The organism is Zobellia russellii, assembly GCF_018728565.1.
GTDB lineage: Bacteria > Bacteroidota > Bacteroidia > Flavobacteriales > Flavobacteriaceae > Zobellia > Zobellia russellii.
The window spans coordinates 38,923-62,949 of record NZ_JACSOI010000008.1 but is presented as its reverse complement, the minus strand read 5'-3'; the positions used below and the strand labels follow the sequence as shown (position 1 = coordinate 62,949).

The 24,027-nt window shown below is 38.2% G+C and carries 25 protein-coding genes; 12 read left to right on the top strand and 13 right to left on the bottom strand.

Going from position 1 to position 24,027, the window contains the following annotated elements; all coding sequences use genetic code 11:
* The first annotated feature begins 49 nt into the window (after positions 1 to 49).
* From H9565_RS17025 to H9565_RS17005, 5 genes are all read left to right on the top strand, one after another.
* Positions 50 to 229 (top strand): hypothetical protein, encoded by a 180-nt coding sequence (locus H9565_RS17025; RefSeq protein WP_215441435.1) that lies wholly within the window; start codon positions 50 to 52, stop codon positions 227 to 229.
* 55 nt (positions 230 to 284) lie between these two features.
* On the top strand, positions 285 to 656 hold the full coding sequence (gene crcB, locus H9565_RS17020; RefSeq protein ID WP_215441433.1) for a fluoride efflux transporter CrcB: 372 nt from the start codon (positions 285 to 287) through the stop codon (positions 654 to 656).
* A 286-nt stretch (positions 657 to 942) separates the two neighbouring features.
* Positions 943 to 1,281, top strand: coding sequence for a P-II family nitrogen regulator (locus tag H9565_RS17015; protein ID WP_215441431.1), 339 nt, complete (start codon positions 943 to 945; stop codon positions 1,279 to 1,281).
* A 29-nt stretch (positions 1,282 to 1,310) separates the two neighbouring features.
* Positions 1,311 to 2,543, top strand: coding sequence for an ammonium transporter (locus tag H9565_RS17010; protein WP_215441429.1), 1,233 nt, complete (start codon positions 1,311 to 1,313; stop codon positions 2,541 to 2,543).
* A gap of 115 nt (positions 2,544 to 2,658) precedes the next feature.
* Positions 2,659 to 3,723: a porin gene (locus H9565_RS17005; RefSeq protein WP_215441427.1), complete on the top strand. Its 1,065-nt coding sequence runs from the start codon at positions 2,659 to 2,661 to the stop codon at positions 3,721 to 3,723.
* A 77-nt stretch (positions 3,724 to 3,800) separates the two neighbouring features.
* Here H9565_RS17005 and H9565_RS17000 read toward each other — a convergent pair whose 3' ends face one another.
* Positions 3,801 to 4,451: a DUF1684 domain-containing protein gene (locus H9565_RS17000; RefSeq protein ID WP_215441425.1), complete on the bottom strand. Its 651-nt coding sequence runs from the start codon at positions 4,449 to 4,451 to the stop codon at positions 3,801 to 3,803.
* Between the two features lie 83 nt (positions 4,452 to 4,534).
* On the opposite strand from H9565_RS17000, the gene H9565_RS16995 reads away from it, so the two are divergent.
* On the top strand, positions 4,535 to 5,275 hold the full coding sequence (locus tag H9565_RS16995) for a DJ-1/PfpI family protein (RefSeq protein ID WP_215441424.1): 741 nt from the start codon (positions 4,535 to 4,537) through the stop codon (positions 5,273 to 5,275).
* 2 nt (positions 5,276 to 5,277) lie between these two features.
* On the opposite strand, the gene H9565_RS16990 is transcribed toward H9565_RS16995, so the two are convergent.
* The 4 genes from H9565_RS16990 to H9565_RS16975 form a co-directional block, all read right to left on the bottom strand.
* Positions 5,278 to 6,690, bottom strand: a complete 1,413-nt coding sequence (locus tag H9565_RS16990) for an alpha/beta hydrolase (protein ID WP_215441422.1) — start codon at positions 6,688 to 6,690, stop codon at positions 5,278 to 5,280.
* Positions 6,691 to 6,779: 89 nt separating this feature from the next.
* A complete protein-coding gene (locus H9565_RS16985; RefSeq protein ID WP_215441420.1) occupies positions 6,780 to 7,604 on the bottom strand; it encodes a mechanosensitive ion channel family protein in 825 nt (274 codons plus the stop codon).
* A gap of 128 nt (positions 7,605 to 7,732) precedes the next feature.
* The gene (locus H9565_RS16980; protein WP_215441418.1) at positions 7,733 to 9,802 is read right to left on the bottom strand and encodes a T9SS type B sorting domain-containing protein; all 2,070 of its coding nucleotides are present in this window, start codon (positions 9,800 to 9,802) and stop codon (positions 7,733 to 7,735) included.
* Positions 9,803 to 9,917: 115 nt separating this feature from the next.
* Complete coding sequence (locus H9565_RS16975) at positions 9,918 to 10,364, bottom strand: Lrp/AsnC family transcriptional regulator (RefSeq protein ID WP_215441416.1); 447 nt, start codon at positions 10,362 to 10,364, stop codon at positions 9,918 to 9,920.
* A gap of 127 nt (positions 10,365 to 10,491) precedes the next feature.
* Between H9565_RS16975 and H9565_RS16970 the strand changes: the two genes are divergently transcribed.
* The 3 genes from H9565_RS16970 (at position 10,492) to H9565_RS16960 (ending at position 12,648) form a co-directional block, all read left to right on the top strand.
* Positions 10,492 to 10,905, top strand: a complete 414-nt coding sequence (locus H9565_RS16970; protein ID WP_215441414.1) for a hypothetical protein — start codon at positions 10,492 to 10,494, stop codon at positions 10,903 to 10,905.
* Between the two features lie 89 nt (positions 10,906 to 10,994).
* Positions 10,995 to 11,846, top strand: coding sequence for a formyltetrahydrofolate deformylase (purU, locus tag H9565_RS16965; protein WP_215441412.1), 852 nt, complete (start codon positions 10,995 to 10,997; stop codon positions 11,844 to 11,846).
* Positions 11,847 to 11,943: 97 nt separating this feature from the next.
* A complete protein-coding gene (locus H9565_RS16960) occupies positions 11,944 to 12,648 on the top strand; it encodes a DUF4197 domain-containing protein (protein WP_215441410.1) in 705 nt (234 codons plus the stop codon).
* Between the two features lie 261 nt (positions 12,649 to 12,909).
* On the opposite strand, the gene H9565_RS16955 is transcribed toward H9565_RS16960, so the two are convergent.
* Positions 12,910 to 13,698 (bottom strand): alpha/beta fold hydrolase, encoded by a 789-nt coding sequence (locus H9565_RS16955; RefSeq protein ID WP_215441408.1) that lies wholly within the window; start codon positions 13,696 to 13,698, stop codon positions 12,910 to 12,912.
* Between the two features lie 352 nt (positions 13,699 to 14,050).
* Here H9565_RS16955 and H9565_RS16950 point away from each other — a divergent pair, with 352 nt between their 5' ends.
* Positions 14,051 to 14,281, top strand: coding sequence for a hypothetical protein (locus H9565_RS16950; RefSeq protein WP_289041435.1), 231 nt, complete (start codon positions 14,051 to 14,053; stop codon positions 14,279 to 14,281).
* Between the two features lie 12 nt (positions 14,282 to 14,293).
* Here H9565_RS16950 and pyrF read toward each other — a convergent pair whose 3' ends face one another.
* A complete protein-coding gene (gene pyrF, locus H9565_RS16945) occupies positions 14,294 to 15,103 on the bottom strand; it encodes an orotidine-5'-phosphate decarboxylase (protein WP_215441406.1) in 810 nt (269 codons plus the stop codon).
* Positions 15,104 to 15,148: 45 nt separating this feature from the next.
* Complete coding sequence (gene prfA / locus H9565_RS16940) at positions 15,149 to 16,225, bottom strand: peptide chain release factor 1 (RefSeq protein ID WP_215441404.1); 1,077 nt, start codon at positions 16,223 to 16,225, stop codon at positions 15,149 to 15,151.
* A 387-nt stretch (positions 16,226 to 16,612) separates the two neighbouring features.
* Between prfA and H9565_RS16935 the strand changes: the two genes are divergently transcribed.
* A complete protein-coding gene (locus H9565_RS16935) occupies positions 16,613 to 17,260 on the top strand; it encodes an ATP-binding cassette domain-containing protein (protein WP_215441402.1) in 648 nt (215 codons plus the stop codon).
* A 27-nt stretch (positions 17,261 to 17,287) separates the two neighbouring features.
* Here H9565_RS16935 and H9565_RS16930 read toward each other — a convergent pair whose 3' ends face one another.
* The 5 genes from H9565_RS16930 to H9565_RS16910 all read right to left on the bottom strand — a co-directional run bounded on the left by H9565_RS16930 (position 17,288) and on the right by H9565_RS16910 (position 22,725).
* Positions 17,288 to 18,238 (bottom strand): FAD:protein FMN transferase, encoded by a 951-nt coding sequence (locus H9565_RS16930; RefSeq protein ID WP_246560752.1) that lies wholly within the window; start codon positions 18,236 to 18,238, stop codon positions 17,288 to 17,290.
* Positions 18,239 to 18,273: 35 nt separating this feature from the next.
* Positions 18,274 to 18,708 (bottom strand): thioredoxin family protein, encoded by a 435-nt coding sequence (locus H9565_RS16925; RefSeq protein WP_215441400.1) that lies wholly within the window; start codon positions 18,706 to 18,708, stop codon positions 18,274 to 18,276.
* 28 nt (positions 18,709 to 18,736) lie between these two features.
* Positions 18,737 to 19,189, bottom strand: a complete 453-nt coding sequence (locus tag H9565_RS16920) for a QcrA and Rieske domain-containing protein (protein ID WP_215441398.1) — start codon at positions 19,187 to 19,189, stop codon at positions 18,737 to 18,739.
* 50 nt (positions 19,190 to 19,239) lie between these two features.
* On the bottom strand, positions 19,240 to 20,421 hold the full coding sequence (locus tag H9565_RS16915) for an AIR synthase related protein (protein WP_215441397.1): 1,182 nt from the start codon (positions 20,419 to 20,421) through the stop codon (positions 19,240 to 19,242).
* Between the two features lie 117 nt (positions 20,422 to 20,538).
* Complete coding sequence (locus H9565_RS16910; RefSeq protein ID WP_215441396.1) at positions 20,539 to 22,725, bottom strand: glutamine synthetase III family protein; 2,187 nt, start codon at positions 22,723 to 22,725, stop codon at positions 20,539 to 20,541.
* A 211-nt stretch (positions 22,726 to 22,936) separates the two neighbouring features.
* On the opposite strand from H9565_RS16910, the gene H9565_RS16905 reads away from it, so the two are divergent.
* Positions 22,937 to 23,953 (top strand): glutamine synthetase beta-grasp domain-containing protein, encoded by a 1,017-nt coding sequence (locus tag H9565_RS16905; protein ID WP_215441395.1) that lies wholly within the window; start codon positions 22,937 to 22,939, stop codon positions 23,951 to 23,953.
* Positions 23,954 to 24,027: the final 74 nt, after the last annotated feature.

Sequence of the window (24,027 nt, the reverse complement as noted above, 5' to 3'; positions counted from 1 at the left end):
CATAACAAATAGCGTAATTTTGCGTTATGTATTCCAAAGGGGTAAAAAAATGATGACTTTCTTCACAATACTTTTAGTTTTAATCGGGGCAAATGCTTTGTTTATGGTATTTAGCTTAAGTGGAATATCTAATGGAGCAAAAAAGACGGAAGAGAATGCATCCAAATCCGCATCATCTAAAGTTTATACGCTTAACAATCTTTCTTCCAAGTTTAAGAAAGCCGTTTAAAACTATCCACAAAAAGCATTACCAAGCTGACAAATTATTTACGTAATTTGCGCAGATGAAACAATTGTTACTTGTATTCTTTGGAGGTGGTATAGGTAGCATACTTCGCTATCTGGTTTCAAAATCGCTCAACAATCACTTTCAACATTTCTTTCTAGGTACTTTTATTGTAAACGTTCTAGGCTGTTTACTAATAGGTCTTATTTTAGGTCTTTCTGTTAAGACAAATTATTTAACCTCTAACCAGACACTTTTGTTCGCTACCGGTTTCTGCGGAGGTTTTACTACATTTTCCACCTTTGCTTTTGAAAAGCACTCACTTTTAACTTCAGGAGAATTTATAGGTTTCTTTACCTATCTTATTTCTAGTGTTGTTGTTGGCATTTTAGCCGTTGCACTAGGTCTTTGGTTGTCAAAATTGGTCTAAAGGCCTTTATTCACCCTTTTTCTATCCTATCAAAAGTTCAAAGTTTTAGGCAATCAACTTATGATTATCTAACCTTATGACATTTTTTATCCATTTTTTTCAATATTCCATTAGATTCTCTGATTTTATATCATCAAAAATACATTTTGAACAAATTTTATTAAGATACCCCAAAAAAATAGGGGTATAATTTCACATAAACATAAAAATAAAGCATAACACCCCAAAATTTATGGGGTGTTAATTATTTTAACATACATTTGTTTCTCTAATTAATACAATTATTATGAAACAAATCGAGGCAATCATTAGAAAATCGAAGTTTGATGACGTAAAAAAAGCGCTTCATCAAATAGAGGTGAACTTCTTCAGTTACTGGGATGTAACAGGGGTAGGAAACGAAAAACAAGGTCATGTCTATAGAGGAATCTCTTATAGTACGAGCGACATTCAAAGAAGATACCTTTCTATAGTAGTATCCGATGAATTTGTTGAGCGTACGGTTGATACCATTCTTGAAGCAGCTTATACCGGTAATGTTGGAGATGGAAAAATATTTGTTTCCGAGGTTCTTGAAGCTTACAGAATACGAACCAAAGAAAGCGGGCAAGCTGGAATCAACTAAAAAAAACCAATAACTAAACTTTAAAGAAAATGGACGCAGGATTATTTACAGCAAATAACGTTTGGATGATGTTGGCTACCGCTTTGGTATTCTTCATGCACACCGGATTCGCCTTTTTAGAAATAGGCCTTACCAGACAAAAAAACACAATAAACATATTATTTAAGAACATCTTTATTATTACAGGTGGACTTTTACTTTACTACGCATGGGGCTTTAACATGATGTACCCAGGCTTTGAAGAAGGTTCTTCAGGTATATTCGGATTTGCAGGCTTTGGTATTGCAGCTCCAGAAAACGGAATGACTCCTGAATATGCAGATGGCGGTTACACTTGGTGGACAGACTTCTTGTTTCAAGGTATGTTCGCGGCTACAGCAGCAACTATCGTATCCGGTGCCGTTGCAGAACGTATGAAAATTGGTGCCTTTATGATCTTTACCGTAATCTACGTAGGTCTTGTTTACCCAATAGTAGGTGCTTGGAAATGGGGTGGTGGTTTCTTGGATTCATGGGGTTTCTATGACTTTGCAGGTTCTACTTTGGTTCACTCCGTAGGTGGTTGGGCAGCATTGGTTGCTATCTTCTTACTAGGATCACGAATTGGTAAATTTGACGAAAACGGTAAGCCTAAGGCCATACCAGGACATAACATACCATTAGCAACCGCAGGTGTACTTATCCTTTGGTTAGGATGGTTCGGGTTTAACGGTGGATCTGTACTTTCAGCCGACCCAGAATTAACTTCACTTGTATTGGTAACTACAAGTTTAGCAGCAGCTGCAGGTGGTTTTGGAGCCTTTATCCTATCTACCATACTATATAAGAACTTAGATTTAACCATGTTCCTTAACGGTATTCTTGGCGGCCTTGTAGGTATTACCGCTGGCGCGGACCTTATGTCTCCTAACGAAGCAATTATAATTGGATTCTTAGCCGGTCTTATCATCGTCTTAGGTGTTGCCCTAATAGATAAATTAAAACTAGATGATCCTGTTGGTGCCGTTGCAGTTCACTTGATCTGTGGTATCTGGGGAACATTAGCAGTAGGAATCTTTGGAGCAAAAGCAGGTGGTGAGCAATTCATGACCCAATTGTACGGAGTATTGATCGTAGGTGTCTTCTGTGTAGTTTGCACGTTCGCTATACTTGGAACCCTAAAAGCAGTAATGGGACTTAGAGTGAGCAAAGAAGAAGAGATCGAAGGTCTTGACATTCACGAGCACGGTATGGATGCTTACCCAGATTTCATAAACGACTAATAACCATATTAATTAGAAACGGAGCGTTTTGCAGAACGCTCCGTTATATAACCCTTTCAAAATCTTTACAGATTAAAATAATCATTCCACACAGGGATAACTAAACAAAATTCAGATGAAAGCGATTACAAATACAAAATACGTAAAAAATCTATTTTTCCTAGCAATACTACTTTTCTCTGCAACAGCGGTTGTTGCACAAGAGGAAGAAGAATCAAAGCCAAAATTTTCTTTCAGTGGTTCTATTGATGCGTATTATAGAGCAAATTTAAATGCACCTAACGGAGAAGATGCTCAAGCTCCAGGAAGCTCATTCGCTAACCTACCAGGATTCGCCTTAGGTATGGCCAATGTTATTGGTGCTTACGAAGGTGAAAAAGTAGGTTTTGTTGCCGATTTGGTTTTTGGTCCTAGAGGAACGGATGCCATTTTTGCTTCTCCAATGTATTCTTCTACAGGAAACATTGTTAACCAATTGTATGCTTACTGGAATGTAAGTGATGCCGTAACATTAACCTTTGGTAACTTTAACACCTTCTTAGGTTACGAGGTTATCTCTCCGGTTGCCAACTTTAACTACAGCACATCTTACTTGTTCTCTTACGGTCCGTTTTCACATACCGGTCTTAAAGCAGATTTTGCTTTATCTGATGATTTCAGCTTAATGTTAGCGGTAATGAACCCAACTGATCTTACAGAGTTCAACCCAACAGGACAATACGCTTGGGGAGCTCAATTAGGCTACAGCGGTCAATATTTGAACCTTTTAATTGATAACGGTTCTTACGAAGTAGATTTCACAGGTGGTTTTGACCTTTCCGATACTTTCTTCCTAGGACTGAACGCTGCTTATTTTGATGGTGACGAAGATGACGGTATTGGTAGCTTTGCAGGTGTTGCGGTTTACCCACAGTTAGCAACTTCCGATACCTTCTCAATAGGCTTAAGAGGTGAATATTTTGCTGAAACCGATTTCTTTGGAGCAGTTGGTGGATCAGATGCTGATGGCGATGCAAGTGTATTTGCTGTAACTCTTACCGGTAGCGCAACTATTGGTGACTTGATCATCAAGCCAGAATTAAGATTAGACAGTGCTTCAGAAGAAGTATTCATTGACAATGATGGAAACCCAATTGGAGGTCTTTCTTCTTTCGTGTTGGCTGCGGTCTACTCTTTCTAACAAAGAATTATAATGGTTAAGTGTTTATAATTTAAAGCTAATTCAAGTAAAGGCCCTGACGTTTAACGTTGGGGTCTTTATTTTTTATTAGGTTCGAAAGCTTTTACCCCGGCACGAATCTCGGTATCCAAATTATTCACACTGGGCACAATAGGGCAAGAAAACTTTTTATTATAGGCACAATACGGATTGTAAGCTTTATTGAAATCTATAACAATGGTATCGCCATCAGGTATTGAAAGATCTATATATCTCCCGCCTGTGTACGTCTGCTCTCCATTAGTATTATCTGTAAAAGGCAAAAAGAGATAATCCCTATACCTTTCCTGCTGCATTAGTTCTTTGTTTTGATACACCTCTAACTGTCTGTTCTTTCCATTTAATGTAAAATGTGCAATACCGTAAACGGTTTCTTCAGATGCCTCACCAGTAGTGCTGGGCATTAAAAATGGCAACGCCTCAGGTGTACGTACAAACTTGGCGGTTACTACATAATTGGTGTCGGGAGCAAAGAAATCCAATGCTTCAAAGTCTTTTCGGTAACGGTCTGGCAAGGGCGATGTTTCCGGATCCTTAAATTCCTCATTCAATTTTTTCTGATGGTCCAAAATAGCCTGCAAGGCATCGGTTTCAAGAACCACCTCTTTTTTCTCAGGTGCATCATGATACTTTTTATCGGTCTTGCAACCTATAATCATAAAGAAAAAAAATAAAACAAGAATTCTCATATACTTAATTTTTGAAACAAAAATACAACATTAAGTAATTAACCTAATCGAACCGGTTGTACATTGCAACCCAAATGAATAAAATGAAAGCACTTTACACCATCCTACTCGCCCTAACCTTGTTTTTCTCGTGCAACTCGCCCAAAAAAGAAGTCAAAATAAAAGCCGAAACGGAAAGAGTTATGCCCGAAATATTACCCGATCGCTATAACGTAGCTTTTCTAATCATGAACGGCACTTTCAACACTGAATTAACCGCTCCGTTCGATATTTTTCAGCATACCAAATTCAGAAAAAATATAAAAGCTATGAACACTTTTACCGTAGCCAATACCTTAGAACCCGTTACCACTTTTGAAGGTATACGCCTACTACCGGATTTTGACTATACCAAGGATCAACTGCCCCCAATAGATATTTTGGTAGTTCCTAGCGCAGAACACCATTTAGATACGGACCTAAGAGATAGCATAATGTTGAATTTTGTGCAAAAAGTAGATAGCTCTGCTTTATTCATGACCAGCCATTGCGATGGAGCTTTTGTTTTGGCCAAAGCCGGTGTGCTGAAAGGGAAAACCTCAACCACCTTTCCTAGTGATATTGAAGCTTACAAAGAAATGTTTCCCTCTCTTAAAGTTGCGGACAGTGTTCTATTTGTTCATGATGGAAAGTACATTACTTCTGCAGGAGGCGCAAAAAGCTTTGAAGCCGCACTTTATTTATGCGAGTATTTATACGGAAAAGAGGTTACCAATGCTTTAGCTCAAGGCTTGGTCATAAATTGGGATTTAAACGAGGTTCCTCATCTTAAAATAACCCCATAAGGTTACTCTTCAAAAATAGAATACCTAGCTTCTTTTAAATACTTCTCTACCAACTCATTAAACTCTGGCGTTATGCGTAATAAGGCCGTATTTTCCAGAGCGTAGAGCTCACCACGATTGGTATACCCTCTTTTCAAAAGTTCTTCTAAATAGAAAAGCGCCGTTCCATAATCATCGGTTTTAGCTGTATAGGATATAATTTTCAAGTAGCTCTCAAAATTATCCGGCTCAATTACGGTCTTTAACATCCATAAAAAGTTAAGTGCTTCGCCATCAATAGGACTCTCCGCACTTAATATATCTACATTATCGGAAACCAACGCTTTTACATAGCCTTCCAATCGTTTCCCCATTTTTTGCTGCAGTATATTTGGGTTTTTCTGAAATTTCTGAAGTTCTTCCATCTGATACTTCCACCACCCCAAATTGTTATAGTTGTAGGTTAGGATATCTTCTTCAAGGTAATAGTTAAACTCGTCCTTAAGAAAACTTTCCTTTAAAAAAATTGAATTCTGCGCCCTATTTTGATTTCTGAACAGCCTGCTTTTTCTAAGCGTCTTCCTACTGTTCTTTATAGAATCTAAAGAGACAAAAGGTTGGTACATTTCCGTCATTTCCTCTAACCAACCATCTGCTAACAAAGGTTTATTAGTAGTATATAATTTATTTACCTTTAGTAAATCCGCATTATAACTCTCATCTATATAAGCTTCATCTTTAGGAGTCCTTCCTTTTGCCATAGCCGCCAAGGTCAAAATTTTGAGAGCAGAACCAAGTTCTTTTGTACTTGGCCATTGGTGACCTCCCTCAAAAACCAATACCTGATTAGGAAACTTCATCTTACTCAATATTTTTTCTACAGATAGCATTTCAGAATAACTGAAATCCTCATCCCCCACTATACCTATAAAATGAAACGGATTTCTACTGGTAAGCACCTCAACGTTAGCTACTGCTGCTCCACAAGCAATTACTCCCTCAACACCTTTTATGAACGTGGGAACCAAAGTAGAAAAACGGCCACCCGCAGAGAAACCTCCAGTATATATACCGTTCTTTCTAATGGGCAACATAGTGGCTACCGTATTGAACATTCTACTGGTAACCAAAATGTTCTTTGAAATAGATAAGGTATCACTAACATTATTAGACGCTGCAAGAACATAACCTTGTTCTTCCGCAGCAGCACTGAACATGGCCAAAGCCTGTCTACCCCTGCCATTCATATCAAAAACAAACACCACTGGCCATGTTTTTGAAACATCAAACTTTTTTGGCAGGTACAAAGAGAAGGTTTCCGGAATTGTATCATTAACTGCCAGAGAATCTATTACCACGCCTTTTTTTAAGGTGATATTTTGGGCAGAACCAATAAACATAGCACTAAAGGCCAGTAACAATAGTATTCTTTTCATAAAAATTAAATCATCAAAAATCTAGCCAAAAGACAGACATTCATAGATTTTTGCTTAACGTGAGCGGGCAGTAAAAAATTAATTCAAGGCTACTCCCCTATTTTTCCTATTTCCACACCTTCCGAGTAAGCCACTTTAACATCATGTTCGCTAAAGGCCTTTTTAATGGCTTTATTGGCATTAAACGTTACTTCCCAAAAATCATCTGGCAACACAAACGGCCTTACGATCAATTGCACATTGTGCGAATCAAAATCCAAAATTCCTATTTCCGGCGCAGGTTCAGGTAGAATTTTCGAAACTTCTTTTAGGGCATTCTCTAAAACCTTTTTTACTTTAGGAAAGCTCTCTTCATAAGGCATGGTAACCTCTAACTCCAACCTAATCATTCCCTTTTCCGAATAATTGGTCACTACGGATTCAGTAATCATAGAGTTGGGAATAATCAATATTTTATTACCAGGAGTGAGCACATCCGTACTAAAAATGCCTATTTCCACCACCCGGCCAAACTTATCTTCTACTTGAATCCAATCCGATACCTTAAAAGGCTTAAGCGTTAAAATTAAGATACCGGAAGCAAAGTTGCCTAAGCTCCCCTGCAATGCCATCCCTACCGCAAAAGCCGCTGCCGCCAATATGGCAAAAAGACCTGTAAGGTCCGCTCCTAAAACGGTTGCTATAATAAACAGAACCGTACCTTTTAGCAGCACCCCTACAATTGAAGACAAAAATGGACGGAGGGTTTCCGAAAACCCAGTTTTTTCTAAGGCTTTCCTTACGAGCTCTACTACTTTCTTGGCTATCTTAAAACCAATCCATAAAATCAGCCCTGCTAAGAAAATGCGAGGTATATAAAAAACCGCTTTATCTATTGCAATTTGAGCGTACTCATTAAGTTTATCCAAATCCATGAATTAAAATTAACAATAAGAGAGCGTTCTTCTATAGAAAGTTTGTGTTTTTTATACACTTGATACTGAAAAAGTTTAAAAAATAGCACCCAAAAGGAAGTATCCATGCCTAGCAAAGGGTCACCCTATTACCTTTTTAAAGAAAAGTGACTCTTAAATTCTTTCCGAACCCCATCTTTTGTGTATTCCACTTTAAACCAATAATCGCTAGACGGAGCCGCCTGCCCATTAAAAGTCCCATCCCAGCCCACGTTTCCGTTTAACTGATACAACAACCTACCATACTGGTTGAAAATACTAACATCCGGATTCTCTATTTGAGAAAAACCTGTAATGGTCCAAACATCATTAACACCGTCTCCATTGGGGGTGAAAAATCTAGGAAAATCTACTACAGTGAATTCTTCGGACAACGTACTGCAATTATGAATGTCCGTCACATAGGCCGTATGCTCTCCCGGACTTAGGTTTTCAAACCTATTATCCGACACAAAATCAAAACCATCAACACTGTAAAGGTAACTTCCGTTTCCTTCCGCCATGAGGTCTACCGTATTATTATCTGTAAAAGGATCTGAAACAAAGACCACTTCAAAAACTTCGGGTTGTTGGGAGCTAACTACTTGAGTAGCTATAGAAAACTCACAACCCAATTCAATATTTTGAAGCTGCACCACATAATTTCCTTCCTCATTTGCTGCGTAAAAAGCATCCGTTGCCCCGGTTATTAAATTATCGGCGGAAATAGTGTCTTTATACCAGGCAAACCTATAGGCCGAAGCGGAAAGTCCCGTATTTAAAACAGGTAATGGGTCTAGTGTTTCACCTTCGGCATCCAAACAAAGAACATACTCCTCCTCAAGTTCCGATTGAAAATTAAGTCCAAGTAAATTAATCTCAAAAGAGGCAATTTTATAACAACTGTTCCCGGAAGATATTCTTGCAAAAATAGTCTGGGACTCGCTTACCAACTCATAGGTTTCTGGGGTTTCAATAGCATTTTCAAAATCCTCTGCATCCTTTAGAGTTATATAATATGTAACCTGATAAATGTTGGTATCTTGCCCACCTAACATAGGCTGACTATTAACTGTAAGATCTATCACCTCTCCAGAAGCATCATCAATATCGCAAAAAACTAAATCCGCTGGTGCTTCCGTAATAACGGGAGCCGGAATAAACTCTGCTTTTAAGGTTCCAGAAGCCACGCAAGATTCAGAAAAAACCAGTTCTACGCGGTAATCTCCACTCTCGGTTACATTAACAGTAGCAGTTCCTGACCAATCTACAATTTCAACATCATCTTTATACCATTTGTAATCCGTAACCCCTTCTACCGTGGCGTTTAATTCAATAACCTCATCTATACATACAGGATTACCACTTTCTACGGTCCTGTCCCCACCTAAATCATACCCCAGTGAAAAACTTCCTGCCTCTAAAAAAACGGCCGAATCTACCTTAGAATCCCTATTATCAGCAATTACCAACTTAATAGTATATGAACTTCCGGGAACTACGGGAGATTCTGCGGTTAAACTTGTAGTTTGGCCATGAAAGGAAATAGCTGAATCTTCGCCATTTATTTTATCAAAGTAGGCGATGTTTTTTCCTCCGCACTCCCCATCAACACCAGGACGTATAGAAGTTACACTTACCGGCAGTTTATTTGTGGGCAATACTGCCAAATTTGTAGACACCCCTTTTGAATCCGTTAGGATAAAAGCAAAAACATCTCCAAAAGTACATTGATAGTTTTCTTGATATTCTTCCGAAGCGAATAAAAAATTAAAGCTGATATGATTGGTATGCGGAACAAAATCGAACTGTAGGTAAGAAGCATTGAAAAGTATATCGGAGCCCGTTATGGATTTCAAATCGGCATCACCAGGCCACTGCTCGCTACCAGCATCATGAATGTTGTCATTAGGACCCTCGGCAAACTTGGCCTGCCCCGTACTTAATACAATACCCTCTTCATACGGAAAATCGGAACCATTTGCCTCAAAATATCCTATACCATTTAGACCCTCGGCTAGACCTGTCTTTGACGTGTAATTACCCGTTTCCGCACAATTGCTGTTAATCAGTACGTTTTTCACCAATTCTTCTACCGAATAACCGGTATCATCTACCTTAATCTGGCCCATTAGCCCACAAGATGATAGTAGCACTAGCAAAAATCCTAATGTTTTCATTTTCTATAGCGTAATTCCGAAAAAACCGGAATGCTAAATATAAGAAACTCTTTACTAGTTCTAGGCACTTATTTCTAATATAGCTGTTAGGCAATAGTTAATTGCTTAAACTATATTAAAATGTATTCTTGCCTATGGGAGCACTGGACACCACGTTGGACAAAATAATATGGGTACGTGTTTCTCCATATTGAATAAGTTTATCTATGAACCGCTCTAAATGAAATTGGTCCTTTAAAACCACCTCCATAACTATATTCTCGTTTCCGGTTATGCGATAACAGTTTACCACCTCTTTGTAAGTTTTTACCGTTTCCAAAAAAGGTTTTAGTTTCCCCATAAAAGCCCGCAAGGTTATAATAGCTTTTAGATGATGACCTGTCTTTGCATGCGAGACTTTGGTGTTATAGCCTTCAATAATTCCAAGGTCCTCCATTTTTTTTATACGCTCCGCCACAGCGGGTGCCGTAAGCCCTACATGCCTACCAATATCCGCAAAGGTTTCGCGAGCGTTTGCTTGAAGTCTTTTGAGTATTTTCCAGTTTAAATCATCTATATTCATTATCGAAAGTAAAATTTAAAAATAGATTGTTATCCAAAGCTAAATTACAAAATAGCTTTTGATTCTAAAGACAAAACTTGAAATCTGGCCGTAACTTTATTAATCTAAATTGGTAGTTAAAGAAAAAATGTCTTACAAGAACCTTCGTGCCTTACCGGTCTATAAAAAAGCTTTGGAACTCTGTCATATGAGCAGGGAAATTGCTTCGTACGTTTCTTTGAACAAAGACCTTCTTAACCTCTACCAATCTAATAGCCATAGAGATAGCATTGCAGATTCCCTATTAACGGATGCTATTCTTATTCCAAAAAAAATTGCTTCCGCAGAAATTAGCGGTTGTCATATAGAGCGTATGAAAAGTGCCAGTTTCATTAATATAATGATACGCAACATTAACTCATATTGCAATGGCCTGGAAAAAGATGGCGTAAAAGAAAAAGAGTACCTGAACCTCTTAAGAACCGAAATAAAGAGCTTTAGACGGTCATTTAAAAAATGGCGCAGTTCTTTTCCGGACGGAGGTGCCAATTATTTTAATTGAAAACCTTCCCCCTCATTTTTGTTTTAAATTTTATAACATACTAAAATTGTAAGTTTAAAGTTCTAATTTTGGATTTTAAATTATCGATTTTGAAAACAACTATTCTTATTCATTGTCCTGACCAAGCAGGGATTATAAGTACCACCACCAACTTTATCCACCAACATAAAGGGAACATCGTTTATCTTGACCAACATGTTGATAAGGAGGCCAACGTATTTTTCATGCGCTTGGACAGTGATTTTGAAGACCCCTCATTTGCTACCGAAACCTTTAAACAAGAGTTTCAGAAAGAACTTGCAGATAGGTACCAAATGCAATGGAGCATGCATGAAGGTGGGGTGAAACCGAGGATGGCCATTTTTGTTTCCAAATACAACCATTGTCTTTATGACCTTTTAAGTAGATTTAACTCTAGTGAGCTAGAAGTTGAAATTCCCTTCATTATTAGCAACCATCCAGACCTTAAACCTATTGCTGACCAGTTTAACATTCCCTATTACCACATACCGGTAACCAAGGAAACCAAGGAACAGGCAGAAACAAAGCAACTGGAACTACTGAAAGAGCATCAAGTAGATTTTATAGTTCTAGCTAGGTACATGCAGATTGTAAGTCCTAAAATCATAAGTAATTTCCCCAACCGCATCATTAACATTCACCACTCGTTCCTACCTGCGTTTGCCGGTGCCAAACCGTATCATGCCGCTTTTAAACGGGGTGTAAAGATTATTGGAGCCACAAGCCATTATGTTACGGAAGAACTGGATGCCGGCCCAATAATAGAACAAGACGTTACTACGGTAACCCATGCGCACAGCATTAAAGATTTCATTGCTAAAGGGCGCGATTTAGAAAAAATTGTGCTTTCTAGAGCTGTTAAACTACATATTCTTAGAAAGACTATGGTCTACAACAATAAGACCGTCATTTTTTCGTAGTATATATTTAAAGAACATCTTATAACAAATCTATAGCAACCATTACTATAAAGGGTTGTGTTTCCTCTATTTCTTTACTGAATCAAAAATTAAAGCTATGAAAAAACTAATTATACTATTTTTTGCCCTGAGCCTAACCTCATGTCATGAACTACAACAGGTGGTAAACCAATTACCTCAGGGTGAAACGGCATTAGGTAACGACCAAATTGCCGCTGGCCTTAGACAAGCTTTAGACAAAGGTATTCAAAGTCAAGTAAGCAAACTAACCCAAGAAGATGGTTTTTTAAAAAATGAAGCTGTAAAAATTCTGTTACCCGAAGAACTTCAAAAAGTAGATAAGACGTTACGTGATATTGGACTAGGAAGTCTGGCAGATGAAGGGTTAAAGGTGTTGAACAGAGCCGCAGAAGATGCGGTTGGTGAAGCCACCCCTATTTTTGTTGATGCCGTAAAAGGCATAACTTTTAGCGATGCAAAAAACATTTTATTGGGAAGCGACAATGCAGCCACACAATATTTAACCTCAGCTACGCAAACACAACTTTACGCTAAATTTAATCCCGTTATCAAGAATTCCTTTAGCAAAGTAGGGGCCGATAAAATTTGGAGCAACCTTATTACCAAATACAACAACATACCGTTAACAAAGAAAGTAAATCCTGATCTAACGGATTATGTTACCCAAGAAGCACTTAATGGTGTTTATACCATGATAGCTGTAGAAGAAAAGGAAATAAGGAACAATGCCACCTCTAGAACAACAGACCTTTTAAGGCGTGTTTTTAGCCTCCAAGATTAAAGCCAAATATTTTACACAAACCCTACAATAACTTGAAAATTAACCCGTTAAATTCATAAGTAGTCTTTACAGATTACAACTTTAACAACCTTGTTGATTGTAAAAATTATATATTAAAATACTGAATTTTTTGAGTTAGTAATTTTTGAGTTAGTTAGTTTAAAACCGGTGGGAGCACCGGTTTTTTTTATTCTATTAATCAAAATAATATCAGCAAATTCTTACAGTCCTAATAACAGTATTGAACTACAATTTGCTAAACTAACCTCTATTTACGTCTGCAACAAAGTCTATTACAAAACGATTGAAAAGTTGTGGCTGCTCCACGTTTACCACATGACCACAGTGCTCAATAGTCAACAAACTGGATTGAGATTGTTTTTGAACCATTTTCTTAACGGAAGGAAGAAAAAGGTAATCTTCACCTCCCATAACATATAATGTAGGGATATTGATATCTCCAGCTCTAAAAAAACGTAAGAGTCTATTGATTTGCGAGCCCATTTTGTACCATCTTACAAATTCCTTTTGGTACATTCGTTTGGCCTCCCTTACAAAAAGCAACCTAGACTCTTTATGATTGCCATCTGGCATAATCGCAAAAGTAAAAAGCTTGTACAACCATATATAAGGTACCAGTGATTTAAATAAGCCTCCAAAGCCCATTAGAAGTCTAAAGCGCATATCTAACCGAATAATTGCACCGCCCAACACCATACTCTCTACACGTCCCGGATATTTTTCCGCCAAGTTCCTTATCAGTACCGTACCTAATGAAATACCAATGAAATGCGATTTTTGGATTTCAAGAAAATCAATCACCTCCAATATATCTTCCGTAATGTAATCAAAAGTATATTTATCGTTAAAGGCGTCCTTAAGACCAGGTTGGGAATCACCATGCCCCCTAAGGTCCAAAAGCAATACATTAAAGTGCTTTTTAAACTCCCTTAGCTGTTTGTACCAAATAGAAGAACTGCCCCCAGCTCCATGTACAAAGGTTACCCAAGAATCCGATTCTTGGTTTAGATATGTTACATAATTCAACAAAGTGTTCTCTCGTTTTCTCCCATTAGGGAATCTTGCAATGTATTAAATCTTTTGATCCATTTTAGAATTGAGTAAAAAATATAATTCACAAAGACATGAAAAAACGAAAAATTCAAGAAAAACGTAAAAAACTTAAGAATCTGGTTTACAGTCGACTGCAAACCCTGATGCCCATTGTTAATATCTTATCGTTTTAACAAAAAAATAAATCACATATCCGCAAGGAAAAATGAGTTATTAACAAGACTTAAAACAGATTCGCAACCATTGTATTTGGTAACTGTTAATAAATCATCAATTCAACTTAATTTTTGCTATCTACAGCGATTATCGAGATCCAAAGATGATTTACGTGCGTATATTTGTAATAAAGGAATTTAAGACTATGGAAAATCAATATTGCAAAGTAGGAACAGTTACTCCAATCGCTTCAAACAGAAACGCGATTTCACTTTTAGAGTACCAGTATCAGACCTTTTTGAACAAGGCTAGCGACATGAAGTATACCGATGCCAAATTGGTAGAATTTTTTGAGCAAAAAGCTGAAAAAATCCAAAGGGTTCTAGAAAATATGATGAAGTAATTTCTTCGTAAATTATAAAAGTTCGGCCATTTGGCGTTGTAGTTCCAAAGCTTGGTACCTTGCTGCGTCTGCAAAATCCGAACCTGTTGAGGCATATATTATACCTCTTGAAGAATTTATTAGAAGACCTACATTTTTACTCATTCCATTTTCACAGACCTCCTTTAGATTGCCCCCTTGTGCGCCAACACCTGGCACCAACAAAAAGCTTTCAGGAATAATTTTTCGGATATCTTTCAAGTATTCGGCTTTGGTAGCCCCTACTACGTACATCAAATTTTCAGCATTGCTGTACGTTTTTGAGGTTTCAAGTACGGTTTTATACAATTCCCTACCCTCTACCAGCTTCGTTTGAAAATCAAAAGCACCCACATTAGAGGTCAACGCCAATAGTATGGTATGCTTATCCTTAAAAGCCAAAAATGGCTCAACGGAATCCTTTCCCATATACGGAGCTATAGTAACCGAATCAAACTCCAAGTCCTCAAAAAATGCCTTGGCATAACGTGTTGATGTGTTTCCTATATCCCCTCTTTTAGCATCTGCTATAGTAAATATTTCCGGATAATTGGTATTGATATAAGTTATTGTTTTCTCTAACGCCTGCCACCCCTTTATACCATAGGCTTCATAAAAAGCAATGTTAGGTTTATAGGAGACACAAATATCATGCGTGGCATCTATAATCGCCTTGTTAAAAGCAAATATCGGGTCTTCTTCTTCAAGTAAATGAGGCGGAATTTTCTCTAGATCGGTATCAAGACCAATACATAAAAACGACTTTTTTTTTCTAATCTGGGCAACAAGTTGTTCTGTAGTCATAGAAACGCTACGCTATTATATTAGAGTTTTCAAGAATAAAGAGGCTTAGAAAATTTCGGAAGCTTCTTTTAGTTTTTCGGTATTTTCTACAAAACTAAGTTCATCAATGATTTTCTGGATATCACCATCAATTATATTTTGCAGATCATAGAGGGTTAAACCAATACGGTGATCAGTAACCCGTCCTTGCGGATAGTTATACGTTCTAATCTTTGCCGAACGGTCTCCACTACTTACCTGGGAATTACGTTTTGCCGCATCTTCTTCTTGCTTTTTGGCCAGTTCAAGGTCATAAAGACGTGAACGTAGTACCCTAAAAGCTTTATCCTTGTTTTTATGCTGCGATTTCTGATCTTGGCATTGCGCTACCAATCCGGTAGGAATGTGTGTTAAACGCACCGCCGAATATGTGGTGTTTACAGACTGCCCACCAGGCCCTGAAGAACAGAAAAAATCTATCCGTACATCCTTAGGATCTATTTGTACATCAAAATCTTCCGCCTCTGGTAAAACCATTACCGTTGCGGCACTGGTATGCACCCTACCCTGGGTCTCGGTCTGGGGCACACGCTGTACACGGTGAACGCCCGCCTCAAACTTAAGTGTCCCGTAAACATCTTTCCCGGTTACCTCAAACTGAATTTCCTTATAACCGCCGCTTGTACCTTCACTTAAATCAATAACATTGGTCTTCCAACCTCTGTTCTCACAATATTTGGTGTACATACGGAACAAATCTCCAGCAAAGATACTGGCTTCATCGCCACCTGTCCCTGCCCTAATCTCCACTACCACATCTTTGGCATCCTCCGGATCCTTAGGTATAAGCATCAATTTTATTTCCTCCTCTAGCTGGGGCAGGTTTCCCTTTGCTTCTTCTAGCTGCATTTTGGCCATTTCCACCATTTCCGCATCACTACCGTCCGCTATTATTTCCTCAGCCTCCTGAATATTGTCCATAAGCTCTACGTACTGCTCCCGCTTACCGACCAGTTCCTTCAGGTCTGAATATTCTTTAGTCAATTCTACATAGCGCTTCTGATCGGAAATAATATCCGGTTGAATAATTAGGTCAGAAACCTCATCAAAACGCTGTTTAACAATATTGAGTTTATCTATCATTATCTTACATCACTTGTGCTGCGAATTTACGACAAATTTGTACATTTATTGATATCCCTTTATTTTGATGAAAAGCATTTTCCATCTACGTACTTATCGATTGGCTTTTATCTTTTACCGGTCGTTGATGGTTTTTTCCATAATAATCACCTTAATCCAGTACTTCTCCCTTCAACCCACCAGCCTTCCTAAGGCATCGATAAAAATTCTGAGTGCAAAATTTATCTTATTCTTTCTGTACTTTCTTTTTACTTTTTCACGCTCATTATCGCAAAAATTCGTTTTTTATAAAAACTTTGGAATCTCCCCCGGTCAATTGTTCTTTCTCTGTTTTTGCATGGATATCCTTCACACAATAATCACCATTATAGTCCTTAATTTTCTATTTTGATAGTTGAAATAGACAATATAGAGCTAAGTTTCAAACAAAGACGAATTCTGTACGGTGTCTACCTTAAGGCCGAAACAGGAAAAATTACAGGAATACTAGGAAGAAACGGGAGCGGAAAAACATCTTTGATTCAAATTTTGTTTGGAACCTTGACTGCAAAATATTCCAATATCAGAATTGATGGCAATCATTTAAAAAAAGAACTATACAAAACAGGAATAGCCGCGTATTTACCTCAACACCAGCTACTACCCTCTAACTTAAAACTGAACAGGGCATTTTCCCTCTTTGACTCGGACTGGAATTCGTTCACTACCCTTTTTCCATCGTTTAAGAAATATGAAAAAATAATTGTGAACAAGTTGAGTTCAGGCGAGCGACGAGTAATAGAAACTTATTTAACAATTGATTCAAATAAAAAAATAATCTTATTAGATGAGCCTTTTTCATTTATAGCTCCTGTATATGTAGAAAGGATAAAACAACTAATCAAAGTAAAATCAAAAAACAAGGTCATAATTTTGACCGACCATTTTTACAGAGAAATCATAGAAATGAGTGATTCCGTATACTTATTAAAAGAAGGACGCAGCAGGCAAATACATTCAGAAACTGATTTAAAGACTATGGGATATATTCCATAACCTATTTATACCCCAGAATTATGGTTTCTAATCATTCAACAAAATACCACTGCTATTATATCTCTCATTATTGGCATCTACCAGAATAACCTCGGTACCGCCCAATTGATTTATTAGCGCAAGACCATCTTCTTTACCCATAATATACACAGCGGTTGCCAGTGCATCACATAATTCTGCGCTTTTGGCGAAAATGGAAACACTATTGACCCCTGTTGTAGGATAACCGGTTCTAGGGTCTATAATATGTGAGTATTTAACCTCATCAAAAAGAACATATTTTTCAGAATTCCCCGATGTGGCTACGGAGGACTCAACAATGGGCAGCCAAGAAAATATTTTTTCATCACTTAATGGGTTGGCTATACCTATTAACCATTTTTCTCCAGTTGCTTTTGTACCCCACGTAGTAAGGTCTCCAGCGGCATTGATGATACCTCCCAACACTTGTTTGGACACCAAAAGCTCCTTGGCCTTATCCGCCGCATACCCTTTACCAATAGCCCCAAATGATATCTTCATACCTTTTTGACTTAGATATACGGTATGGTCTACAGGATTCAATATTATTTTTTCATAGCCTACATTCTTCACTGAAGCGCTAACTTCTTCCGGAGTAGGAATTTTTGCCATTGACCCATCAAACTTCCAAACGACATCCATAGAAGCGAAAGAAATATCAAAAGCACCATCCGTTATTTCAGAAATCTGTTTGGCCCGCTCTATCAACATAAATAATTCCAGACTTACTTTTACCGGTTTTATTCCAGCATTTGAATTGATCAATGAAGTTTCTGATTCCGGGTTCCATGCAGAAATCATATTCTCAATACGCTTAATTTCTGCAGTAGCCTCTTCTATATTTATATAACCTAAATCCTCATTGGTGGAAACAACGGTTATATCAAACCGGGTACCCATAAGCTCCATAGCCTTATGTACGGTAACCAGTTTTTTCTCCTGAGCAAAATTGCTCAAAAGACAAAAAAAAGATATTATGCATAGTAGTTTCCTCACTTTAAAAAAGTCTTTAAGTGATTTACATACGCTTCCGGAGTAAGTTTAAGATAACCTGTATTCCCTAGAACCTTACCATCTTCATTTAAAAGAACAACCAAAGGAAAGTGCCCTTGCGGATTATATTTTCCTGCCAAATCTGCATTTTGGACAACTAAATCCTTACTAAGTTTATTGACTTTCTTTCTCGGAAAATCCGCTTTGTAGAGCACCAAATCCGTCTTTGCAAACTGTTTAAAATTTGCAGATTCCCAAATAGTCTTTTCCAGTTTTATGCAAGGTGCACACCAATCTGACCCAGCAAAAACCAATAATAGGTTTTTGTTGGTTTCTTTTGCCAGAGCTTGGGCTTCTGTATAGTTCTCTTGCCAATTTTGGGCAAAAAGAGAACTAGCAAAACTCATACATAGTAAGAATACGACTTTTTTCATATCTGGATTAAAACAAATTCAATGCCATTTATTCAAATACGCGTAGCATATTATCCGTTAATTCGGTTTTAAAAATTTTCAATGCCTTGGGTGTAGCACTGTCTACCTTGTTCTTTGGAGTACCATCTTGCTCAAATTGGGAACCATGCACATCACAATAAAAAATACCTCCATGCAAATTGGCAAAACGCACTTCTTCATATCCCTGATGACTACAAACTTGACTAGCAGCAACAAATTCTCCTTCCAAATTTTTAGCCACCACCACTAAATTTTTCAAAACAAAACCGCCATTACTGGCTAGTTTCGCATTTTCCGGAGCGTCCAAATCAAGAGTGAAATCTATTCCAGTAGGTATTGGGGTGTTTCCCTCTGCTTCCCCATCATCGCCACTGTCACTAGAGCAGCCATGTAAACATGGAAAAGCCAAGGCAAAAGCTGCACTGGCCCCTAGGGTTTTTAAGAACTGTTTTCTCTCCATAGTACTACTGTTTACTATAGAAAACGAAGTATTGAAACGATTCGTATGCTTTAATAGACAAACTTGCCATAAGTACTCTCTATGGTCAGTTTTTTAGAAGGACTTGCCTCTACCCTACCTACAATTTGAGCATCTACACCAAAGCTTTCGGAAATTGCAATAAGATCTTTGGCTACGGCTTCACTGGTATAAATCTCAAGACGATGACCACAGTTGAACACCTGGTACATTTCTTTCCAGTCCGTACCGGATTGTTCTTGAATTAATTTAAACAGAGGTGGCACAGGAAAAAGATTGTCCTTTATAATATGAAGCTCATCTACAAAGTGTAGAATTTTAGTTTGCGCACCACCACTACAGTGTACCATACCATGAATATCCTGGGAAGAATATTTGTTTAAAATTTTCTTTACGATAGGTGCATACGTTCGGGTAGGTGACAATACTAATTTACCCGCATCCAATGGTACATTTTCATCAACTTTATCCGTTAATTTTGTGCTCCCTGAATACACCAAATCATCTGGTACGGAAGCATCAAAACTCTCTGGATATTTCTCAGCAAGATATTTAGAGAAAACATCGTGCCTCGCAGAAGTCAACCCGTTACTGCCCATACCCCCGTTGTACTCCTTTTCATAGGTTGCTTGACCAAAGGAGGCCAAACCAACAATAACATCTCCTGCCTTTATATTGGCATTATCTATGACATCTGCTTTCTTTAGACGCGCCGTAACCGTAGAATCTACAATAATAGTCCGAACCAAATCACCTACATCTGCCGTTTCTCCCCCCGTAGAACGAATGGTCAACCCATGGGATGCCAAATCTTTTATAAGTTCTTCGGTGCCGTTTATGATTTCGGATATAACTTCACCCGGAATCAAGTTTTTATTACGCCCAATAGTAGAGGAGAGCATAATATTATCTGTTGCTCCCACACAGATAAGATCATCTATGTTCATGATAAGGGCATCTTGTGCTATACCTTTCCAAACGGATAAGTCTCCGGTCTCTTTCCAGTACATATAGGCCAACGAAGATTTTGTTCCTGCCCCATCTGCATGCATCACCAAACAATAGTCTTCATCATTGGTTAAATAATCCGGAACAATTTTACAGAACGCCTTTGGAAAGAGTCCCTTATCAATGTTTTTTATGGCATTGTGCACATCTTCTTTTGAGGCCGAAACCCCTCTTTGGCTATATCTTTCACTAGTAGACGAACTCATTATTACGGCTTTTTGGCAAAAATAAGGTATTCACCGAATAATCCTTGCTTGACAAAAAAAACTTTCCAAAAGTTCTTAAATACAGAAGAATTTTCACTGAACACCTATACCATGGCTTTATTTAATAGACAATAATTCCCTGTACTTGGTTAATGGCCAAAAGCGGTTATCTACCAACCTTTCCAGCTTATCGCAGTGCATCCTTATCTCATCAAAATAAGGTTTTACATTATCACTGTATGCAAAAGCTTTTTTATGGGTGTCCGTATATTTATTGGCTTTTCTTCGAGCATCGGTCATAGCATCCGTTTGTTTTTTTAGCTCGGCAATATGTTCCGCTATTTGCTCAATAATTCCGGACTGTCCGTCTGTTAACTTACGGTGTGCCGCACCATAAATTTCCTTTAGGCCCAAAACATTTTTAATCAACATATTCTGATACTCAACAACCGATGGAATTATATGATTGTATACCAATTCATTAAAAACTCTACCTTCTATCTGAATATGTAATATATAGGCCTCTAGCTCTACTTCCTGCCTAGCAGCAACCTCTTTTTCACTCATAACGCCCATAGACTCAAAAAGGTCCAGACTTTCCTTTGAGGTCAGAACCTGTAAGGCTTGCGGCGTATTTTTATTGTTACTTAATTTTCTTCGTTTTGCTTCCTTTTCCCATTCATCGCTATAGCCATCGCCATCAAAACGAATGCGCTTAGAGGTTTTAATATACTCACGGAGAACATTAAAAACAGCCTCATCTTTCTTCAGGCTCTTTTTGTCTACCAATGCATCTACCTCCTTTTTAAAGTCCTGTAGTTGCTTAGCGACTATGGTGTTCAGAATAGTCATAGGCTTGGCGCAATTGGTCTTTGAACCAACGCCTCGCATCTCAAATTTATTTCCGGTGAACGCAAAGGGCGATGTACGGTTACGATCCGTATTATCCAGTAATATTTCCGGTATTTTCCCAACAACATTAAGTTTAAGTTCTGTTTTTTCCTCCGGTGACAATTTACCTTTGGAGACTCCCTCCAACTCATCTAGAACACTACCTAACTGCTTACCTACGAATATGGATAGAATTGCCGGTGGTGCTTCATTTGCCCCCAACCTATGATCGTTACTAGCCGATGCAATGGAAGACCTCAACAACTCCTCATACGTATCAACCGCCTTTATCGTGTTTATAAAAAAGGTCAAAAATTGAAGGTTTTTCATGGGCGTAGAACCCGGACTTAAAAGGTTTACTCCCGTATCTGTGGCCAATGACCAATTATTATGTTTACCGGATCCATTAATCTCAGCAAACGGCTTTTCGTGAAAAAGTACCTTTAGATGATGTTTATCGGCTATACGATCCATCACATCCATTAAAAGAAGGTTGTGATCCACCGCTAAATTGGCTTCCTCAAAAACCGGGGCCAACTCAAACTGATTGGGAGCCACCTCGTTATGTCTTGTTTTAACCGGAATACCGAGGCGCATACACTCCACCTCTAATTCTTTCATAAAATTAATGGCCCGTAGCGGTATTACACCAAAATAATGATCATCTAACTGCTGACCTTTAGCCGCAGAATGACCCACCAAAGTACGACCGGTTAAATTTATATCTACGCGAGAAAAAGCAAGTTCTTTGTCTATTAGGAAATATTCCTGTTCCCATCCCAATGTTGCGTTTACCTTAACCACGGTTTTATCAAAGTATCGGGCAACTGCAGTTGCCGCTTCATCAACCGCACTTAATGCACGTAACAAAGGCGCCTTATTATCTAAAGCCTCTCCCGTATAGGAAACGAAAATCGTGGGTATACATAGGGTAGTATCATACACAAACGCGGGACTAGTTGGATCCCATGCCGTATACCCCCTCGCCTCAAAAGTATTTCTTATTCCTCCACTGGGAAAACTGGAAGCATCTGGTTCTTGCTGCACCAATTGTCCACCACCAAACTTTTCCAAAGCCCTGCCATCAGGCATCAAATCAAAAAAAGCATCATGCTTCTCCGCTGTAGCTCCGGTAAGCGGTTGAAACCAATGTGTATAATGGGTTGCCCCCATTTCAATAGCCCAACATTTCATAGCCTCGGCTACTTGGTCCGCTATTTTTCTATCAATTTTTGAACCTGAAAAAATAGCACCCTGCACACTTGCCAATGCATCTTTGGTAAGATATTGCAACATTCGTTCACTATTGAAGACGTTGCTGGCAAAAAGCTCCGATCTACGGCCCTTTTCATCAACATTTATACGCTCTCTCTTTCTGCTCTCGGCAATAGCATCAAATCGCTGTCTAGACATACTTTCACAAAATTTTGAACGGCTAAAATAAGGATTAACGATTTAATAATAAAAACTTAAAATAATCAACTTACCACAAAATACCCTGTCAAAAATAGGGCTATCCTAAATTATACTCAATTTTTTGATATTTACCCCCCTAAAAATTAGTATAATTCAACAAAAAACATATTTTTGTTTGTCTTTAAATTTAAAATTAATTACCGTAATTATGAGCAAAACTAAATTAGAGTACATCTGGTTGGATGGATATTTCCCTACACAGAATATGCGTAGCAAGACCAAAGTCGTAAACGATTTTGGAGGAAAATTAGAAGATTGTGAAATGTGGTCTTTTGATGGAAGTTCAACAAGACAAGCAGAAGGTGGATCTTCAGATTGTTTATTAAAGCCAGTTGCCATTTACCCAGATCCTGCACGTAGAGATGCATACTTGGTAATGACCGAGGTTTTAAATGCCGATGGAACACCACATGTATCTAACGGTAGAGCAACTATTGATGATGATGATAACGATTTCTGGTTCGGGTTTGAGCAAGAATACTTTATTATGGATACGGCCACTCAACTTCCTTTAGGTTTCCCTATTGGTGGTTACCCTGCTCCACAGGGAATGTACTACTGTTCCGTAGGTGGTAAAAACACTCACGGTAGAGATATCGTAGAAGAGCACGCTGACCTTTGTATTGATGCAGGATTGAACTTTGAAGGAATTAACCAAGAGGTTGCTTCTGGACAATGGGAATTTCAATTATTTGCTAAAGGCGCTAAGAAAGCCGGAGATGAAATCTGGGTTGCTAGATACCTTTTAGATAGATTAACAGAGCAACATGGTTACTATATTGAGTACCACCCGAAACCATTAGGAAAAGACATGGATTGGAACGGTTCTGGTATGCACGCTAACTTCTCTAACACTACATTAAGAACTTGTGGCGATAAAGAAACTTACGAGAAAATTTGTGAGGCTTTCCGTCCAGTAGTAAAAGAACATATTGCCGTTTACGGTGAATTTAACGACCAACGTTTGACCGGTCTTCATGAAACTGCTTCTATTACCGACTTTAGTTATGGTATTTCAGATAGAGGTGCTTCTATACGTATTCCAATCATTACAGTTGAACAAGGCTGGAAAGGTTGGTTAGAAGATCGTAGACCAGCTTCTAACGGTGATCCATACAAAATTGCAGGTAGAATCATCAAGACAGTTAAGTCTGCAGATGTATAATTGCATATAATTTTTTTGTTGTTGACATAATGTAAAACGTCCGAACCCCATGGGTTCGGACGTTTTTTTTACAT

Bases quoted from the DNA above. Each gene is read 5' to 3' on its own strand.
- H9565_RS16920 (WP_215441398.1), bottom strand. From the start codon at position 19,189: ATGGAGAGAAAACAGTTCTTAAAAACCCTAGGGGCCAGTGCAGCTTTT.
- crcB (WP_215441433.1), top strand. From the start codon at position 285: ATGAAACAATTGTTACTTGTATTCTTTGGAGGTGGTATAGGTAGCATA.
- H9565_RS17010 (WP_215441429.1), top strand. From the start codon at position 1,311: ATGGACGCAGGATTATTTACAGCAAATAACGTTTGGATGATGTTGGCT.
- H9565_RS16960 (WP_215441410.1), top strand. From the start codon at position 11,944: ATGAAAAAACTAATTATACTATTTTTTGCCCTGAGCCTAACCTCATGT.
- H9565_RS16925 (WP_215441400.1), bottom strand. From the start codon at position 18,708: ATGAAAAAAGTCGTATTCTTACTATGTATGAGTTTTGCTAGTTCTCTT.
- H9565_RS17000 (WP_215441425.1), bottom strand. From the start codon at position 4,451: ATGAGAATTCTTGTTTTATTTTTTTTCTTTATGATTATAGGTTGCAAG.
- H9565_RS16915 (WP_215441397.1), bottom strand. From the start codon at position 20,421: ATGAGTTCGTCTACTAGTGAAAGATATAGCCAAAGAGGGGTTTCGGCC.
- H9565_RS16995 (WP_215441424.1), top strand. From the start codon at position 4,535: ATGAAAGCACTTTACACCATCCTACTCGCCCTAACCTTGTTTTTCTCG.
- H9565_RS17025 (WP_215441435.1), top strand. From the start codon at position 50: ATGATGACTTTCTTCACAATACTTTTAGTTTTAATCGGGGCAAATGCT.
- H9565_RS16910 (WP_215441396.1), bottom strand. From the start codon at position 22,725: ATGTCTAGACAGCGATTTGATGCTATTGCCGAGAGCAGAAAGAGAGAG.
- H9565_RS16975 (WP_215441416.1), bottom strand. From the start codon at position 10,364: ATGAATATAGATGATTTAAACTGGAAAATACTCAAAAGACTTCAAGCA.
- H9565_RS16985 (WP_215441420.1), bottom strand. From the start codon at position 7,604: ATGGATTTGGATAAACTTAATGAGTACGCTCAAATTGCAATAGATAAA.
- H9565_RS16980 (WP_215441418.1), bottom strand. From the start codon at position 9,802: ATGAAAACATTAGGATTTTTGCTAGTGCTACTATCATCTTGTGGGCTA.
- pyrF (WP_215441406.1), bottom strand. From the start codon at position 15,103: ATGACTACAGAACAACTTGTTGCCCAGATTAGAAAAAAAAAGTCGTTT.
- H9565_RS16990 (WP_215441422.1), bottom strand. From the start codon at position 6,690: ATGAAAAGAATACTATTGTTACTGGCCTTTAGTGCTATGTTTATTGGT.
- H9565_RS16970 (WP_215441414.1), top strand. From the start codon at position 10,492: ATGTCTTACAAGAACCTTCGTGCCTTACCGGTCTATAAAAAAGCTTTG.
- prfA (WP_215441404.1), bottom strand. From the start codon at position 16,225: ATGATAGATAAACTCAATATTGTTAAACAGCGTTTTGATGAGGTTTCT.
- H9565_RS17005 (WP_215441427.1), top strand. From the start codon at position 2,659: ATGAAAGCGATTACAAATACAAAATACGTAAAAAATCTATTTTTCCTA.
- H9565_RS16905 (WP_215441395.1), top strand. From the start codon at position 22,937: ATGAGCAAAACTAAATTAGAGTACATCTGGTTGGATGGATATTTCCCT.
- H9565_RS17015 (WP_215441431.1), top strand. From the start codon at position 943: ATGAAACAAATCGAGGCAATCATTAGAAAATCGAAGTTTGATGACGTA.